Annotated in this window: 17 protein-coding genes; 6 read left to right on the top strand and 11 right to left on the bottom strand. The window is 63.5% G+C overall.

Annotated elements, in window-relative coordinates; genetic code table 11:
- On the bottom strand, positions 1 to 875 hold an 875-nt coding region (locus CH268_RS22575; RefSeq protein WP_141215182.1), incomplete at its 3' end, for a DUF222 domain-containing protein.
- Between the two features lie 178 nt (positions 876 to 1,053).
- On the opposite strand from CH268_RS22575, the gene CH268_RS22570 reads away from it, so the two are divergent.
- Together CH268_RS22570 and CH268_RS22565 are read left to right on the top strand one after the other, a co-directional pair.
- Positions 1,054 to 1,638 carry a hypothetical protein gene (locus CH268_RS22570; protein WP_094665946.1) on the top strand — a complete coding sequence of 195 codons (585 nt, stop codon included), beginning with the start codon at positions 1,054 to 1,056 and terminating at the stop codon, positions 1,636 to 1,638.
- Between the two features lie 62 nt (positions 1,639 to 1,700).
- A complete protein-coding gene (locus CH268_RS22565; protein ID WP_141215181.1) occupies positions 1,701 to 2,225 on the top strand; it encodes a hypothetical protein in 525 nt (174 codons plus the stop codon).
- Between the two features lie 34 nt (positions 2,226 to 2,259).
- On the opposite strand, the gene fmdA is transcribed toward CH268_RS22565, so the two are convergent.
- The gene (fmdA, locus tag CH268_RS22560; RefSeq protein WP_094665944.1) at positions 2,260 to 3,513 is read right to left on the bottom strand and encodes a formamidase; all 1,254 of its coding nucleotides are present in this window, start codon (positions 3,511 to 3,513) and stop codon (positions 2,260 to 2,262) included.
- A 68-nt stretch (positions 3,514 to 3,581) separates the two neighbouring features.
- Between fmdA and CH268_RS28475 the strand changes: the two genes are divergently transcribed.
- Both CH268_RS28475 and CH268_RS22550 read left to right on the top strand, forming a co-directional pair.
- Positions 3,582 to 3,941 (top strand): FmdB family zinc ribbon protein, encoded by a 360-nt coding sequence (locus tag CH268_RS28475; RefSeq protein ID WP_306431152.1) that lies wholly within the window; start codon positions 3,582 to 3,584, stop codon positions 3,939 to 3,941.
- 42 nt (positions 3,942 to 3,983) lie between these two features.
- Positions 3,984 to 5,204, top strand: a complete 1,221-nt coding sequence (locus CH268_RS22550) for an FAD-binding domain-containing protein (RefSeq protein WP_094665943.1) — start codon at positions 3,984 to 3,986, stop codon at positions 5,202 to 5,204.
- Here the strand turns inward: CH268_RS22550 and CH268_RS22545 are convergent.
- Genes CH268_RS22545 through CH268_RS22535 form a run of 3 tightly spaced genes read right to left on the bottom strand, consistent with a single transcriptional unit; the run spans position 5,198 to position 7,895 of the window.
- Positions 5,198 to 5,977, bottom strand: a complete 780-nt coding sequence (locus tag CH268_RS22545) for a DUF4097 family beta strand repeat-containing protein (protein ID WP_094665942.1) — start codon at positions 5,975 to 5,977, stop codon at positions 5,198 to 5,200. The two genes, CH268_RS22550 and CH268_RS22545, sit on opposite strands and share 7 nt — an antisense overlap.
- Positions 5,974 to 6,630 (bottom strand): response regulator, encoded by a 657-nt coding sequence (locus tag CH268_RS22540; RefSeq protein ID WP_094665941.1) that lies wholly within the window; start codon positions 6,628 to 6,630, stop codon positions 5,974 to 5,976. The genes CH268_RS22545 and CH268_RS22540 overlap by 4 nt, the downstream gene beginning before the upstream one ends.
- Positions 6,621 to 7,895, bottom strand: coding sequence for a sensor histidine kinase (locus CH268_RS22535; RefSeq protein WP_082832177.1), 1,275 nt, complete (start codon positions 7,893 to 7,895; stop codon positions 6,621 to 6,623). The genes CH268_RS22540 and CH268_RS22535 overlap by 10 nt, the downstream gene beginning before the upstream one ends.
- A gap of 194 nt (positions 7,896 to 8,089) precedes the next feature.
- On the opposite strand from CH268_RS22535, the gene CH268_RS28325 reads away from it, so the two are divergent.
- Positions 8,090 to 8,272: a hypothetical protein gene (locus CH268_RS28325; RefSeq protein WP_094665940.1), complete on the top strand. Its 183-nt coding sequence runs from the start codon at positions 8,090 to 8,092 to the stop codon at positions 8,270 to 8,272.
- On the opposite strand, the gene CH268_RS22525 is transcribed toward CH268_RS28325, so the two are convergent.
- A complete protein-coding gene (locus CH268_RS22525) occupies positions 8,260 to 9,093 on the bottom strand; it encodes a MerR family transcriptional regulator (protein ID WP_094665939.1) in 834 nt (277 codons plus the stop codon). The two genes, CH268_RS28325 and CH268_RS22525, sit on opposite strands and share 13 nt — an antisense overlap.
- 379 nt (positions 9,094 to 9,472) lie before the next feature.
- Between CH268_RS22525 and CH268_RS22520 the strand changes: the two genes are divergently transcribed.
- Positions 9,473 to 10,123: a cutinase family protein gene (locus tag CH268_RS22520; protein ID WP_027494901.1), complete on the top strand. Its 651-nt coding sequence runs from the start codon at positions 9,473 to 9,475 to the stop codon at positions 10,121 to 10,123.
- A gap of 6 nt (positions 10,124 to 10,129) precedes the next feature.
- Here CH268_RS22520 and galK read toward each other — a convergent pair whose 3' ends face one another.
- The 5 genes from galK to CH268_RS22495 all read right to left on the bottom strand — a co-directional run bounded on the left by galK (position 10,130) and on the right by CH268_RS22495 (position 14,920).
- Positions 10,130 to 11,296 carry a galactokinase gene (gene galK / locus CH268_RS22515; RefSeq protein WP_255182480.1) on the bottom strand — a complete coding sequence of 389 codons (1,167 nt, stop codon included), beginning with the start codon at positions 11,294 to 11,296 and terminating at the stop codon, positions 10,130 to 10,132.
- Entirely contained in the window at positions 11,293 to 12,408 is a 1,116-nt protein-coding gene (gene galT / locus CH268_RS22510; RefSeq protein ID WP_094665961.1) for a galactose-1-phosphate uridylyltransferase, read from the bottom strand. Before galT ends, galK begins: the two co-directional genes overlap by 4 nt.
- A gap of 23 nt (positions 12,409 to 12,431) precedes the next feature.
- Positions 12,432 to 13,247, bottom strand: a complete 816-nt coding sequence (locus tag CH268_RS22505; protein ID WP_094665937.1) for a DeoR/GlpR family DNA-binding transcription regulator — start codon at positions 13,245 to 13,247, stop codon at positions 12,432 to 12,434.
- 89 nt (positions 13,248 to 13,336) lie between these two features.
- Entirely contained in the window at positions 13,337 to 13,612 is a 276-nt protein-coding gene (locus tag CH268_RS22500) for a YrhK family protein (protein WP_048319090.1), read from the bottom strand.
- A 39-nt stretch (positions 13,613 to 13,651) separates the two neighbouring features.
- Positions 13,652 to 14,920 carry a reverse transcriptase family protein gene (locus CH268_RS22495; protein WP_255182479.1) on the bottom strand — a complete coding sequence of 423 codons (1,269 nt, stop codon included), beginning with the start codon at positions 14,918 to 14,920 and terminating at the stop codon, positions 13,652 to 13,654.
- Between the last annotated feature and the right edge of the window lie 252 nt (positions 14,921 to 15,172).

Genomic DNA, 15,172 nt, shown 5'->3' with positions numbered 1-15,172 from the left:
ACGAGTTCCCCGCCACCGTCCCCGCCGCCGTTCTCGTCGCCGGTGGTCTCATCCTCGTGGACGATCGATGTCGGGTCGGCAGGGTTGTTCACCCCGGGTTTCGCGGCTTTCGAGAACAGGGCTTCGAGGTAGGCGCGTAGTTCGGAGTCGACGCAGAACTTTCCTTCGGACATTCCGTCGGAACCCTGCTCACCGAGGTAGAAGAACGCATCCCGTTTCCGTGGCTTCGGCTTCGCGTTCTTGTCCTCGTCTTCGTTCTCGTCGAAGTCGCCGTCGGGGTCGAGGATCGAGTCCAGGTGCGCCACCAGTGGTGCGAAGTCGTCGGGCCGCCTCGTCGAGGCGAGACCCACCAACTGCTGTTCGGCGCGATCGCGGGTCTGCGGATCCACACTCGCCGGTAGGTGCCGGAAGAATTCGCGGATCATCTGCACGTGCTGGGCATCGAGCAATCCCGCCCGCACCGCTGCAGCGGTGTGCGGCAACAAGGGTGGCAGAACTTCGCCGGACAATGCGGTGCGGTCACCCAACTCCGCGGCCAGACGTACTCGCGCCCCGGCCGCGCGTGGGGTGATTCGCAGCATCCATGCCACCGAGCACGGCACCGAACCCGGATAGACGTCGAGGCCGTGTTGTGCGATCAGTTCGTTGAGCCAGGTGTGCGAGTACGCCGTCACGGACCGCGACACAGTGTCCATGCGTTGGATCACCGCACGCCGGTCGGCATTCGACCATGCCACCGACCCTTGCCCCGCCAACTCGGCGACCGCCGACTCCACCGCGTCGACCAACCCCGCCAAGTCGGGGTCGGACACGTCAGGGGCAGGCGGCACCGTCTCGATGCCGTCCACCCCTGATCCGCCGTCCCCCGAAAGCATGAACAGAATCTACCGCGACCCACCGACAAACTTTCGAACACACGTTCCAACTTTGTCGCCTCAGACCGCTCTGACGACTGGCACCACTTCATAGGCCAGCTCGGATAGTCCGGTCCACCTCATGGATCGGTAACGTCGCACTAGCGCAAGCCCGGTATCGACCCAGAAAGGGCGCACCATGACCGTGCGACCATCCAGCGATCCCACTGCCGCCGACTGGCTCGTCCACGCTGATCGAAATTGGTGGGACCTCGCCACCAGAGGTCCACTGGGGTACGAGAGCTACGCGCGTCTCCGGTTCATCCCGGATCCGACGCACGCGGATCAGCGTGAGGGCGAGGCCGACGTTCCGTACGACGAGCGTTCGGAGACAAACCAATTGGCGATGGTCGTTGCGACGCTGGCCAAACACACGACGACACCAGCGGACTGTTACTTCTGCGTGTGGGAGGGATGGGGAGGTCTCGAGGTGCATGGAGCCGCGCGAATCAACCTTCCCGAACGGGGAGCGTTCCTGTTCCAAGGACCTGCGCTGGACCTGCTGAACTGGGAACAGGCACTCGATCCCCCTGGTCCCGAGGGTCTGCCGATCCCCTCGTTCGTCTGGCCCGCCGACCGAGCCTGGTGCATCGCCAACGACGTCGACCCCCACTTCGCCACCATCGGTGCCAGCTCATCAGCGATAGAACACGTTGTCTCCGACAGTCGAGTCGACACGGTCATCGACGACCCTACGAGCCCACAACCCTGGTACAGCCATTGAATACCGGCGGCACAGAATGGTCTAACACTGATCTGCAACAGGATATCTCGGCAACAGGATGGGTGAACGACGGCCTGAAGGTCGTCTCCGAAACCACAGTGGGCTCGCTGGTCCCCACTGTGTTCGACACCTATGCCCGCATCCTGTATCCCGGGCGCAACGGCACGCCGAATCCCCTTCCGCGGGCGAAACCCATTGCAGCCCGGCATGTTCAACTGGCATCCATCATCGAGGTACTCGCTGGTAGCACGAACACACCGGACGATTGCTTCTTCGCTATCTGGGAAGGCAACACCGCACTCGACTACATTCGCGATTCGGCACCGACCACGAACATTGCCGGCTACGACTACTTCCTGCTGAGGGGGCCGGTCTCACGTGCAACGGACACCCTCGGCGGGTTGTCGCCGAATCTGTGGTGGCCAAACGACCACGCGTGGTGTGTAGCTCAGCACTTCGACTTCCCGTGTGCATATATCGGGGGCAGCAGGGATACCGTTGCGGACCTTCTCGCGCTCACAGAGATCGATTCGTCGCTGGTCCGCGTCGACCAGATCAGCACTGCAGCCTACGACGAGAGTGATTAGCCCCCGCCGACAAATCTCGACAACCGACGCAACGTCAGAACTGCGCCCTCGGCGCTCCCATTCCCGGGTCGATTTGGAACGGACCGCTTGCCGAAGGCGCTATCGGGAAATCGAAGATTGCGGTGGGGATGTACACGGTGGCACAGGAGTTGGGGATGTCGACCACTCCGGACAGGCGTCCTTCGATCGGGGCCGAGCCCAGTAGCAGGTACGCCTGCTCGGGGCTGTATCCGAATTTGGTGAGGTAGTCGATCGCATGCATGCAGGCGTTCTGGTAGGACAGGTCGGAGTCCAGATACTTCTGCTCGCCGTCGACGGTGACCGAAATGCCCGAGAAGGCAATCCATTCCGAGTACTGCGGCGCGGTGTTTCCGGGCATGAAGACCGCGTTTTCACTGACCCCGTACGTGTCCATGCCGCCCTTGATCAGGTCGACGTGCAGGTCCATGAAACCGCCCATTTCGATGGCACCACAGAAGGTGATCTCGCCGTCACCCTGCGAGAAGTGCAAGTCTCCGAACGACAACTTCGCCCCCGGTACGAACACCGGATAGAAGACGCGAGTTCCCTTGGTGAGATTCTTTATGTCCTGATTGCCACCGTTCTCTCGTGGCGGTGCCGTACGTGCGGCTTCGCCTGCGACACGCGAGAACTCGTCGCCGCTCAACGATCCCAGAATTGCCCCGTCGAGTTCGGGTGCCAAAGCCAGCGGCGGAACACGCTGAGGATCCGTGGCAATCAGCGCACCTTCACGGGCGTTCCACTTCGCCAGCAGGGCAGCCGACGGCGCGGTTCCCATCAGGCCGGGATGAGTGATGCCGGTGTACTTCACGTGCGGAACGTGGCGAGATGTGGTGGTCTGGCCGGAAAAGTCCCAGATCGCCTTGTACGCGTCGGGGAATCGATCAGTGAGGAATCCGCCACCGTTCTGCTTGGCGAAGATCCCCGTGTATCCCCAGCCCTGACCGGCCAGTGGGCCCGAATCTTCCTGCGGGATCGGACCGACGTCGAGAATATCGACGATCAGCAGGTCCCCGGGCTCGGCTCCCTCGATGTGGAACGGCCCGGACAACGTGTGCACGTTGTTGAGCGGCGCATTCAGAATGTCCTCGGCGGAATCGTCGTTGTGGATGGCCCCGTCGAACCATTCACGGCAATGCGCCCGAAAGGACGTACCGGGCTTCACTGTGACCGCGGCCGGTATGTCGGGATGCCATCGGTTGTGACCGACGATCTCCTGTTCGGTGAAACTCTTCGTCGAGTCGAGCGGAAACAGCAGTTCGGGCACGAGGCACCTCCGGTTGCGCGGATTCTCCTGCCTCGATCATTGCACCGTCGTGGTGTATTCGGCCCGGTATGACGTGTAAATGTTGTATGACGTTGCGCCGGAACGCCACTGACACGACACCTCACGCTACCCTCGTGTGCGTGCCCACCTACAGCTTTCGCTGCACACAGCGTTGCGAACCCGTCGAGCAGAGATTCTCCATGGCCGACGTCCCCTCCCAGGTGACGTGCCCGGAGTGCGGCGAGAGCGCTGCACGCCGGATTTCGTCTCCTGCCCTCGGCAGGGGGAACAGCGCTGCGATGAAGGCACACGACGCCTCACGCGCCACCGCCGACTCACCGACGGTAGTCACCTCCATCCCACGGCAAGGGCGGGCGGCGAGCCCGACGACGTCGAACCCGCTCCACCGTCGCCTGCCACGTCCCTGATCTCGGCGTTTCTCTTTCGTGCCGACGGGGAAGTCCGGGTGCATGTCCCAGCTCCCCGCTCCCCCGTCGATCGCCGACGGCTTTACCACCGACGACGTCGTTTCCTGGGTTGCCGAGCATCTGGGCGACCTGACGCTCGAGCGGCCGGACGACATAGCTCCGGGTGGCATTCGCGGCGGACAATCGGCGGCCGATGCCGCGCTGGCGAGCTTGGACATCACCGGCTACGCCCGCGACCGCAGCACTGTACTTCCTGCGAATCGCCGGGGAGCCAGTCGAATGTCGCCTTACATCCGGCACGGTCTGCTGACTCTCCGTGAGGTGTGGGACGCCGTAGCGGACGCCCCCGCGCGCGATCGCACGCGGTACCGGGACGAACTCATGTGGCAGGAATACGCCCGCCACCTCTATGCCCGCGTCGGAACCGATCTGGGGCGATCCCTTCGTCGTGAACAGCCACGACCGCACAACTGGACTTCCGAACCCTGGCCCGACGAGATGAACTGCATGTCCACGGTGGTGGGTGAATTGCACAGTGACGGTTGGCTCGTCAACCAAACACGCATGTGGCTGGCGTCCCAATGGGCTGTGCGTGCCGGCGCGACATGGCGCGACGGCGAGGACGAGATGTTCACCCACTTGCTCGACGGCTCACGGGCGGCCAATCGACTGGGTTGGCAATGGACGGTCGGTACCGGAAGCGGCAAGGTGTACGGCTTCAGTCGGTGGCAGGTGAACAAGCGCGCACCATCCCTGTGCCGCAACTGCGCGCTGAAAGACGCCTGCCCCATCGAGAATTGGCCCGACGATGATCTCGGACCGGCGGTCGACGGCCCGGATCTCAACAAGGCACCGGTGCCCGCGGGTCCCGTGCACATGGAAGGCGATGGTGCAGAACAGGTCTGGCTGACCGCCGAATCGCTCGGCACCACAGACCCCGCCATGGCTGCGAATCCCGAGCGACCCGCCGTCTTCGTGTTCGACGAGCCACTCCTGCAGAAGCTTCGGCTGTCCGGAAAGCGACTGGTGTTTCTCGCCGAGACTCTCGGCGAGATCGCGTCGACCCGGTCGTTGGAGGTACGTCGCGGCCGAGTATCGGAGGAGCTTTCCGGACGGTCTCTGGCCGCCACCTGGGCACCTGTTCCCGGCTTTTCTCGCATCGCCGACGCCATCGCCCCGGTCGAATTGCATCCATGGCCCTGGCTGACGCGTCCCACCACATTCTCCGTCCGGTCGTTCAGTGCATGGCGGCGCAGTCACTGACGTGCCCGCACCGTGATCTGCCCTTCCTCGCTGGTGGCGGAGACCGTCTTCGACGATCTGGGGTCGTTGATCACGTCGACGACGACGTCGCCTTTGTCGGATGCCGCGTCGACGGCATAGAAGTCGGCGGGCGGAAGCCCGATCGTCGTGTCGCCGATCACGTTGTGCGCCTTGACCGATTCCGGTGCAGTACGCGATTCGACGCTGATCTCGCCGAACGTCGTGCTCACATCCACGATGGACGCAGTTGCATCACTGATCTTCACGTCGCCGAACCGTGTGTCGACCCGGATGACTCCCGCCGATCCACGAGCGAACACCGATCCCGACGCTGTCGAGACGGACACGTCTGCACCGACATCCGACAGCACGACATCACCGCCCGCACCGTTCACCGCGAGGGTCAGGCCTGTGGGTATCTGCAATTCGACGTCGGCGTCACATGTCTTGTACCTGCCGTAGGAACATTCCACAGCCACGCTCGACCCGTCCGCACCGACGTCGATCGTGGGGGCGTCCCCTCGGTAGATCCCGTGCGCTCGAACATGCAGCGAATCATCGGGACTGGGCACGAACTTCAGGTGCGCGAACCCGGTCGTCACCGTCAGCTGCGAGCCGTCGATCGCGTGATCTACCGAGTAGTCGTAGTTCTGAGTCTTCGGAACGGAGAAGCCGAGCGCGATCGCCGCAGTGGTGCCTGCTCCGGCCGCACCGACCACGACGGCCGCTGTGGTGATCGCCAACGTGTAGCGCAACAATGGAATTCGATTCATCGAATAGCTCCCAGGTATCGTAGGACTGCCATGACCCGGCGGTGATCCGCACTGTCGCCGAGCAATCCGAGTTTGGCGAAGATGTTTCCGATGTGCTTCTCGACGGCTGCTTGGCCTACGACAAGAGCGGCAGCGATGCCGGCATTGGACTTACCTTCGGCCATCGCCGTCAGCACATCTCGCTCTCGCGGTGTCAGCGAATCGAGTGGATCCGAACGTGGTGCGCGCGCCAGAATCTGTTGCACAACTTCAGGATCGATGACGGTTCCGCCGTCGGCGACCGTCTTCACCGCGTCGGAGAATTCGTCCACATCGGCGACACGATCCTTCAGCAGGTATCCGACGCCGTCCGTGCTCTGCCGAATCAGTTCTGCCGCATACCTTTCTTCCACGTACTGCGAGAGCACCAGTACTCCGACATCGGGCCAACGCTCACGAATGACCAGTGCCGCTCGCAGACCCTCGTCGAGAAATGTCGGAGGCATCCGCACGTCGATGACGCAGACGTCGGGCAGGGGCTCGGTGGACGACATCAGCGTCAACAGCTGCGACGCGTCACCAACTTTTCCGATCACCTCGGCACCGGAGTCGACCAACAAACGCGCAACACCCTCACGTAGCAGTACCGAGTCGTCGGCAATGATCACTCGCACGGGATGGTCACCTCCACTCGTGTCGGGCCGCCCGACGGCGAAGTCACCGTCAGGGTTCCGTCGATTCCGCTGAGCCTGTCGGCTAGTCCGGCCAATCCGCCGCCCGGCTCGAGATGCGCACCGCCGCAACCGTCGTCGATTACGGTGACGGCGACGGAGGACTCGCCGCGAGCGACGTCGACCTGCACGTTTCCGGCGTGGGCGTGCTTGCCGACATTGGTCAAGGCCTCGGATACCACGAAGTACACCGTCGACTCTGCGGTGGCGTTCAGACGTCGCTCGCCGGTGAGGGCCGGGTCGATGTCGATCGTCACCGGAACCGTCGACAACGCGGCGACCGACGACAGCGCTGCGTCGAGTCCACGATCGGTCAGGATCGGGGGATGCAGTCCGCGCGTCAACGTTCGGATCTCACCGATCGCGTTCTTCGCCTCCCGATGTGCATCGTCGAGCAAACCCTTCAAGACCACGTCGTCCGTAGCCGACGCGCGAGACTTCGCTTGTCCCAGTGACATTGCCACCGAGACCAGCCGTTGCTGGGCACCGTCGTGCAGGTCCCGTTCGATGCGTCGCCGCTCGGCATCGGCGGCGTCGACGACGCGAGCACGGCTCACGGTCAGCTCGTTCACCCGCTTGCTCGACTCCGACTGCCCGAGAAGTGCTGCAGCGCTCCACCAATCGAGCTTGGCAATCAGGGTCGTCAGTGGCGGAACGCCGGCAACCAGGACTACCAGAGCTGCCACTCCGATCACCGCAACCAGCGGAAAGTCCACTCGTTCGGCTATCTCCAACCCGGTGCCCTCGGGATCGGTGACCAACCACGCGACCGGGGCGGCCGCCAGAACCGGAAGCGCCAGGAAGAGCGCAGGCAGCAAGAACAGCAGCGCAGCCGAGATCGGAATACGAATGATCCAGTAGACGAGCGACTTCCACAGCCCGACGTCACGAACACACCACACCAACTTTCGCCAACTGGTCGGATAGACGATGGTGTCCGGTTTCGTGATCTCGATGCCACTGGTCAGGTCGATGCCCGCTCGCGCCGCGATGTCCAGCCAACGAAGGACCACGATCGTGAACACGAAGACGAGCACACCGCTGAGGGCGAACGGCAACGCGAACACCGCGAGCAGGAGCAGACCTACGATCAGCCATCCGCCCAGTCCGGCGAACGTCGTCGCCAACAGCGACGCCATTGCCAACCACCACTGCTGCGAAATCCACGCTCTGAGCGGATTGAGGGGAATCGGTAATGCCTGGTTCATGCGGATGAGCCTAAGTGGGCAGTCGCCGGGGCGTCCTCACTGCGAACCCACGAGGTGAGGTAGGGCCAGCCCTACCCTCGGCGCGCGGGTCCACGTGAGTTCGCCCAGCTCAGGCGTCGAACACGCCCTTTGCTTCCCGAACTTGTCGGTAGCCGGTGATATCAAGGAAGTACACGACTACAGAAAGGGTTCCCATGTCCGCCAGTGTCGATACCTGCCACGGAACGCTCGTGATCCACGCAGTCGGTAGTGCGGAATGCACGGAACCCGATTGCGTGGATCTCGAGTACGTTCGCCACTTCCTGGTGCTCGAGTGCGAGGAGATCACCGGCGGCTGCCAGTGCACAGCGCTGGTTGAGCTCGTTCAGGCGTCCTGACGCCGGACGACCGGCTGCTGCAGCTCCGTCACCCAGTTCTCCTGCGGCGCAGGCTCGGAGACCAGGTAGTACTCGCGGCAGATGCCGGAGAGCTCGTAACCGTTGGCGTCGATCCAGGCCATGAACTGTTCCCAGGTTTCCCCGATCGTCGCCATCGAGCCGTGGTGCACGGTCGTCAGCGCGAGGTCGATCGCGGGTAGCTCGGTGACGTCGTAGTCCTCGCCTGCATCGACGTCGGGGGCGATCTCGAACGCGGCATGCACCGTGATGCCGGTGCCGTCACCGTCATCGACGGCCTCGTACAGGGCGATCGACGACGGTCCGAATTCGACTCCGTCTCGTGCCAGAGACGACGCGAGCCGGGCGTACATCGGACCGATCACCGGGCCGATGTTCTGTGGCCCGTAACCGGCAGCATTCTCGGTGACGACGGCGACTCGGGTGGCCGGCAGCGACTTGGTGTCCACGGTGATCATCGAATCTTCTCCCTCTACGGCGCGGAGGCGCGCATCGATCCGACGCAGTCGGGCGGCGTCGAGATCGAGTCGATGGGCGACGTCTTCACGTTTGGCGACGAGCATCCGACGCAATCGGTCTTCGCTGACCTGCGCATGCACGATCTGCTTCACCTCGTCGAGCCGAAATCCCAGGTCCTTGAACATCAGGATGCGTCCCAACTCCTCGAACTGTCTACCGTCGTACGACCGATATCCGGTGAACGGATCCACCCGTGCCGGCGTCAACAGCCCGATCTCGTCGTAATGCCGAAGCATGCGAACCGAAACCCGGCCGATCGATGCGAACTCTCCGATACTGAACATGACCCTCCGAGACTGCCGTCTCACACTGTGTGAGGGTCAAGTATCGCGCGCCGTGCGGTGGCTCGACCCGTTCTGCGCGCACCGATCAACCAATTTCGCCGGTCGTCGCATCGATCGAGTGCGCTCCCTGATAGTCACGAAAAATTCGGACCAGGCCATTCGCCAGGTCTACGGCACCCCAGCGGTCACCGTAGCGCAACAGACGTTGAGAAACCAGGCTTGGCAGTGAATTCCCGACACATCTCGAGACGGCCTCCCGGACCCGCCTCGATAACCGACCGGGCGTCTGTAATCAAATGTTGAACGACCCTGTGAATGCGACGTCGCAGCGGTTATGGTTCGTTTCGATGCTCCTCCCCCGAACCCACAAGGACTCGCCATGAAGAGACGCCTGATCGCCTATTCCATTGCTGCACTTGCTATCTCCGCCACTGCAGTGGCGCTTCCCACCGGAGTGGCCTCGGCCGCGCCGTGTTCGGATGTGGACGTCTCGTTCGCTCGCGGCACCGGGGAACTTCCCGGCCTCGGCATCACGGGTACTCCCTTTGTGAACAGCGTCAAATCGCAACTCTCGGATCGCTCGGTCAGCACGTACGCCGTGAACTACGCCGCCGACTTCACCCAGGCCAGCGCGGGACCCGGATCTCGCGACCTCGTGGCTCATCTCAATTCCGTTGCGGCATCGTGCCCGTCGACGAAATTCGTGATCGGCGGTTACTCGCAGGGGGCGACCGTGGTGACCAACGCAGTCGGTCTGCGCACTCCCAGCAGCTTCACCGGTGCCGTCATCCCGGCCGCGATCGCCGACCGTATCGAGGCCGTTGTGGTGTTCGGCAACCCATTCGGGCTCACCGGCAGGAAGATCGAAACAGCCAGCAGCACATACGGTTCACGCACCAACAGCTTCTGCAACTTCGGCGACCCGGTGTGCCAGATCGGTGGCTTCAACACCTTCGCTCACCTGACCTACGGCACCAACGGCTCTACGACGCAGGGTGCCTCGTTCGCGGCCGCTCAGGTACGCAGCTGAGTCGACTCACCGAAATCGGTGCGCGGAACCCGACGGTTCTGCAGTGAGGAAAGTCGGTTCCGGTAGCCCGGATTGCACTGCGCTCGTGGAGATTTCCTCCGTGACTGCATCGACCCGAGCTATCGGAACCAACGCAATGGCCGAGCCGCCGAATCCCCCACCCGTCATACGTGCTCCGTACGCCCCGGCTCGCAGCGCAGCCTGGACAGCACTGTCCAGTTCAGGGGAACTGACCTCGTAGTCGTCTCGCAGCGAGACGTGTGACTGCGTCATCAGGTCGCCGAGTTCGGTCCCGATGTCACGGGCGTCCAGCAACGCTACTGCCTGCTCGACTCGTCGTATCTCGCTGGTGACGTGACGAACTCGGGGAACGAGAGCCTGATCGGTGAGCCCCGACACCGCCCGCTCGGGCTCGAGTCCGCGCAGCGTCGACACACTCAGCTCCAGATAGGCGCTGTCGAGTGCTGCTCGGCGGGCACCGTACTGGCCGTCGACCAGACGGTGCGGTGCGTTGGTGTCGATCACCATGATCCGAGCTCCCGACGCCGCGACGTCCAGAGGGATCTGCCGAGTCGAGCCGTCGAGGCAGTCCAGAAGCAGGGCATGACCTGGTTCTGCAAGCATCGCAATGGCTTGATCCATGCCCCCTGTCGACGCGCCGGCCACATCGTTCTCGGCCCGAATGCTGGCGTCGATCAGTACCTTTCGATCGACGTTCAGCTCGAACAGATCGCTCAGGGCCAAGGCGAACGAGCACTGGAGGGCCGCCGAACTCGACAGGCCCGAGCCCACCGGTACCGAGGAGTGCACGGCAACATCGACTCCGCCTACCCCGTGCTCCTGCAGTGCCCAGGCAACCCCGGCCACGTACGCGGCCCAGCCCGACGGGCTCCCCGGACCGATGTCACCGAGTTGCCCCGTCCACGTCTGGTCCGTGTGCGTCGAGACTGCCCGCATCGTCGCATCCTCGCGCCGCCGAACAGCGACTGCTGTGGCGAAGGGCAGCGCGAACGGCAGCACCAATCCTCCTGCGTAGTCGATATGTTCGCCGATGAGGTTGACCCGACCCGGTGCCACCCAGACGCCGTCCGGCTCCCCACCGAACGCGGTGTCGAACAGCTCCGAAGCACCGTCGGCGAGGCTCTGCTCGGACACGACGCTCAACCAGTTCACACCAACACCTCGCGCAATCTGTCTGCGATTCTCTCCGGAGTCGTGTCGTTGATCCATGCGCCCATCGCCGACTCGGATCCGGCCAGGAACTTCATCCGACCCGGTGACCGCATCATCGAGAACAGTTGCAGGTGAAGACGTCCCAGCTCTCGATCGGATCCGACGGGAGCCTGATGCCACGCCGAGATGTACGGCACCTCGTCCACGCCCTCGAAGAATGCGTCGACGCCCCGCAGCAATGCGCGGTAGACGCCGGCCAGCTCGTCGCGCTCCGCATCGTTCAGTTCGGCAAGATCTGCGACGTCGCGGCGCGGAGCAAGATGCACCTCGAGCGGCCAGCGTGACGCCGCAGGGACGTACGCCACCCAATGCTCGACATCCACGACTATTCGTCGACCCGAGCGCAATTCGGCGGCGAGTACATCGGCCAGCAGAACTCGACCAGTGCTCTCGAAGTGCCTGCGCGACTGCCTGATCAAAGCATCGGTACGAGGAGGAAGGTAAGGGTAGGCGTAAATTTGGCCGTGCGGGTGCGTCAACGTGACACCGATCTCCTTGCCACGATTCTCGAAGCAGAACACCTGCTTCACTCCATCGATCGCCGAGAGCTCCGTGGTCCGGTCTGCCCACACGTCGATGATCGTTCGGACCCTCGACAGTTCCAGCGAGACGAAAGACGCCTCGGGATCGCTGGCGAAACAGACGACCTCGCACCGACCGGTACCTGCCGCCAGTGGCCACAGCGGCTCACCGTCGACCGCTGCCGGAAGAGTCTGTTGTGCAGCACTTCCCGCCAACGACGGGAAACGGTTCTCGAAGACCACGACGTCGTAATCCGAGGCCGGAATCTCGGTCGGCGGGCGGCCCGGACGGCTGGGGGCCAACGGGGACAGGTCGGCGGGAGGCAAGAACGTGCGGTCCATCCGCTGGGCAGCCATGACGATCCACTCACCGGTGAGTACGTCGAACCTGATCTGCGAGAGCGACACCGACGGCGGCAGCGGCCGTGAATCCACCAGCTCCCGGGTGGCACCACCGGAAAGGTAGGGCTCGGTGTCGTCGTAATAGATCAATTCTCGACCGTCGGCCAGCGTGGTCGAGGTCTTGCGCATCGGATGGCTGGTGTCCTGCGTGGTCATCGACTGCTCTCTTCTCGAGTGGTCGGCCGGGGTTCGGCGGGACCGGTTGCGACGACCACGTCATCGACGATGTCGGTCAGCGCGTCGCGAATACGTTCGGGCACATCGACATCGGTGACGATCACATCCACCTCCGACAACGCAGCGGTGGTTGCGAGGGCGCGAACACCCCATTTGGTGTGATCAGCGAGGACCGCAACGCGACGAGCCGAGGCGACGAATGCCTGATTGGTCTGTGCCTCCAGCAGATTGGGGCAGGTGAGGCCCGCATCGATGTCCACTCCATGCGTGCCGAGAAACAGAATGTCGACGTGCAGCGTCTGCAACGCGCCGACCGCCAACGGGCCGACGAGTGCGTACGACGGGGTGCGTTGGCCTCCGGTGAGCAACACGGTGTGGTCTGCTCTGCCGCCGGCATGAAGGACGTCGGCGACGGGCAGGGAGTTGGTCACCACGGTGATGTCGGGTATCCGAAGCAGTTCCCGCGCCAACGCGTGCGTCGTCGTACCTCCGGAGATGCCGATGGTCGTTCCTGGCCGGATGAATCGCGCGGCGGCGCGAGCGATGGCGGCCTTGGCGTCACGACTCTGCTCGGACTTGACCGGAAAACCCGGCTCGAACGCGCTCGCGGAACTCGGCGCGGTGATGCCGCCATGCACTCGCTCGACCAGGCCCTGGGCGACCAGTTCATTGACGTCACGTCGAATGGTCATGTCGGACACCGACAGAGCAGTGCCCAACGCGGCCACCGTGACGGCTCCCTCGGACCGCACCCGGTCCAGAATCTTCTGCTGCCGTTGATGGGCGAGCATCACACCATCGCCAGACCTGATTCCATGCACACAATATTCACCAGATAGCAACAAATGTCAACAAAAGCGAACAGGATGCGGCGATGTGGTCAGAAGTCGTCGTCGCTCTCGGACGCGGTTCGTGCGCGACCGATCCGTGTCAGATGCACCCGTCGCGCCAGTCGAATCACGGGACGGATGAGCAGTTCGATACTCCCCAGCAGGAAGAGCCACGTACCGATCACCGTCGTGCTCTCCTGAAAGAAGAGGATGCTGCCGGCGATGAACCAGACCGCAACGAGAATGTCGTTGATGATGCTGACAACTTCCCACCGCTGGCGAATCACCAGTTCCTCGTGCCCGATAGTGAAGGTCAGGTCGTTCATAGCGGCTCCTTCGTAGCATCGTCGGTGTACCCAGTCCGACTACCCGGATCCCTCCCAATCGACCCGGGCTGCCATCTCGAGCAGTTTCCGACGGCGTGTCTCGCTGGTCTCGCCGATCCGCGCGATACGTCCGTACACATGGGCACGGAAGTCGGTCAGAACGTCCCGATTCTGTTGAACTGCACCGCTACCGATGCAGTTGTGCAGTAACGCGCGGAGGTTGTCGTACTCCTCTCGCGGAACTGCGGGCCACGCATTGACCACCAGCCCGGTGAGCTGTTGGCGTTGATGCGCGCGCCGCACTCGGGTTTTGTCGGGATGAATCGTGAAGCCCTCGTCGTGCGCGATCTGGGACACCACCCACAGCAACTTGTCGACGTCGAGCTCGGCCGGACCGGAGAACGCCAGGTCATCGGCGTAGCGGGTATACCGGGCACCCATGGTGCGGGCGAGCCCGGCAGCTCGAATATCGAGTTGGCGGGCAGCCAGGTTGGCCAGGGCGGGCGACGTCGGTGCGCCCTGCGGCAAGTGGGTGGTGCGAAGCCTCGCCGCCGTCGCGCGGTCCATGCCCGTCAATTCGCCGGCCGGGGTGACCGTTGTGCACAGCGCGGCAAGATTGGCCGCGACCTTTCTGCGGTAGCCGACGGCCTCGAAGATCGCCACCACGCGATCGAACCCGATGGACGGAAAGAAGCGACGTAAGTCGACCGAGACCACCACCTCACGCTCGGCGTGGGGCGTCGCGAACGTGCGGGGGCTGCGCCCTTTACGAAAACCGTGCGCGGCGGGATGTGGTGGAATTCGATCCAGGATGCGGTGCAGTATCTTTCGCTGAATCTCGCGCAAGCGCGGTTTGGGCACCTCGAGCAGACGGACGCCGTGGCGCTTGTCGAGACGAGCAGATCGATAGTGCTGCAGGGGAAACGGTGCAGTACGCAGCCGACCCTGCAGATCCGCGAACCACTCGATCTCGGAAATGGTCAGGTCAAGCGATTGCGCGAGCTGGCCCGTCGTCTCGTAGCGAGGCACCTCGAACCGCCAGGGTACGACACGGCCACGTATCGGCGATCGCTGTGACGACTTCGACGGCTGCGTAATCAACGGAAGATCGCGCAGCAGAACGAATATCGACGCCTCGTCGAACGGCGGACTCGGGTACAGGTCGATGATTCGATCGGCCAACCTCGAGGCCTTGGCCGGCATGACCCGAGAGAACGCCTCCTCGAGCCCCGATTGCGTCCACTCTGCGCCTGCCGCCAGGCGAGCCAGGGTTGCGGCGGCGCGCGGCGTCAATTCGCGGTCGTTCACGTGTGTCGCTCCACCGGATCTGGAGCGAGAGAATGCAGCGACGCGCGGCGACCGAAATCTTTCGTCCTCGGAGCTGCCAAGCACGCGAAGCGTGCGGACCAGCTTCGGACGCAGTGCTCGATTCTCTTCATGTACCCAGGGGTTACCCCTGAGACCGGTCCCGCGGACCAACTCTCGCCCACGCGCCGCTGCATCCCACCACAATGCCAAACCGACGCGGATCTGTCAGCGGGATGACTCACTAGTTCGACC

It is taken from the genome of Rhodococcus sp. 06-1460-1B (genome assembly GCF_002258475.1).
Taxonomy (GTDB): Bacteria; Actinomycetota; Actinomycetes; order Mycobacteriales; family Mycobacteriaceae; genus Rhodococcoides; species Rhodococcoides fascians.
Note: the sequence above shows the minus strand (reverse complement) of the source record. Positions and strands in the feature narration are given on the sequence as shown.

Coding starts and splice junctions, on each gene's coding strand:
- CH268_RS22570 (WP_094665946.1), top strand. CDS start 1,054: ATGACCGTGCGACCATCCAGCGATCCCACTGCCGCCGACTGGCTCGTC.
- CH268_RS28475 (WP_306431152.1), top strand. CDS start 3,582: ATGACGTGTAAATGTTGTATGACGTTGCGCCGGAACGCCACTGACACG.
- CH268_RS22550 (WP_094665943.1), top strand. CDS start 3,984: ATGTCCCAGCTCCCCGCTCCCCCGTCGATCGCCGACGGCTTTACCACC.
- CH268_RS22545 (WP_094665942.1), bottom strand. CDS start 5,977: ATGAATCGAATTCCATTGTTGCGCTACACGTTGGCGATCACCACAGCG.
- CH268_RS22535 (WP_082832177.1), bottom strand. CDS start 7,895: ATGAACCAGGCATTACCGATTCCCCTCAATCCGCTCAGAGCGTGGATT.
- CH268_RS28325 (WP_094665940.1), top strand. CDS start 8,090: ATGTCCGCCAGTGTCGATACCTGCCACGGAACGCTCGTGATCCACGCA.
- CH268_RS22525 (WP_094665939.1), bottom strand. CDS start 9,093: ATGTTCAGTATCGGAGAGTTCGCATCGATCGGCCGGGTTTCGGTTCGC.
- CH268_RS22520 (WP_027494901.1), top strand. CDS start 9,473: ATGAAGAGACGCCTGATCGCCTATTCCATTGCTGCACTTGCTATCTCC.
- galT (WP_094665961.1), bottom strand. CDS start 12,408: ATGCGCAAGACCTCGACCACGCTGGCCGACGGTCGAGAATTGATCTAT.
- CH268_RS22505 (WP_094665937.1), bottom strand. CDS start 13,247: ATGCTCGCCCATCAACGGCAGCAGAAGATTCTGGACCGGGTGCGGTCC.
- CH268_RS22500 (WP_048319090.1), bottom strand. CDS start 13,612: ATGAACGACCTGACCTTCACTATCGGGCACGAGGAACTGGTGATTCGC.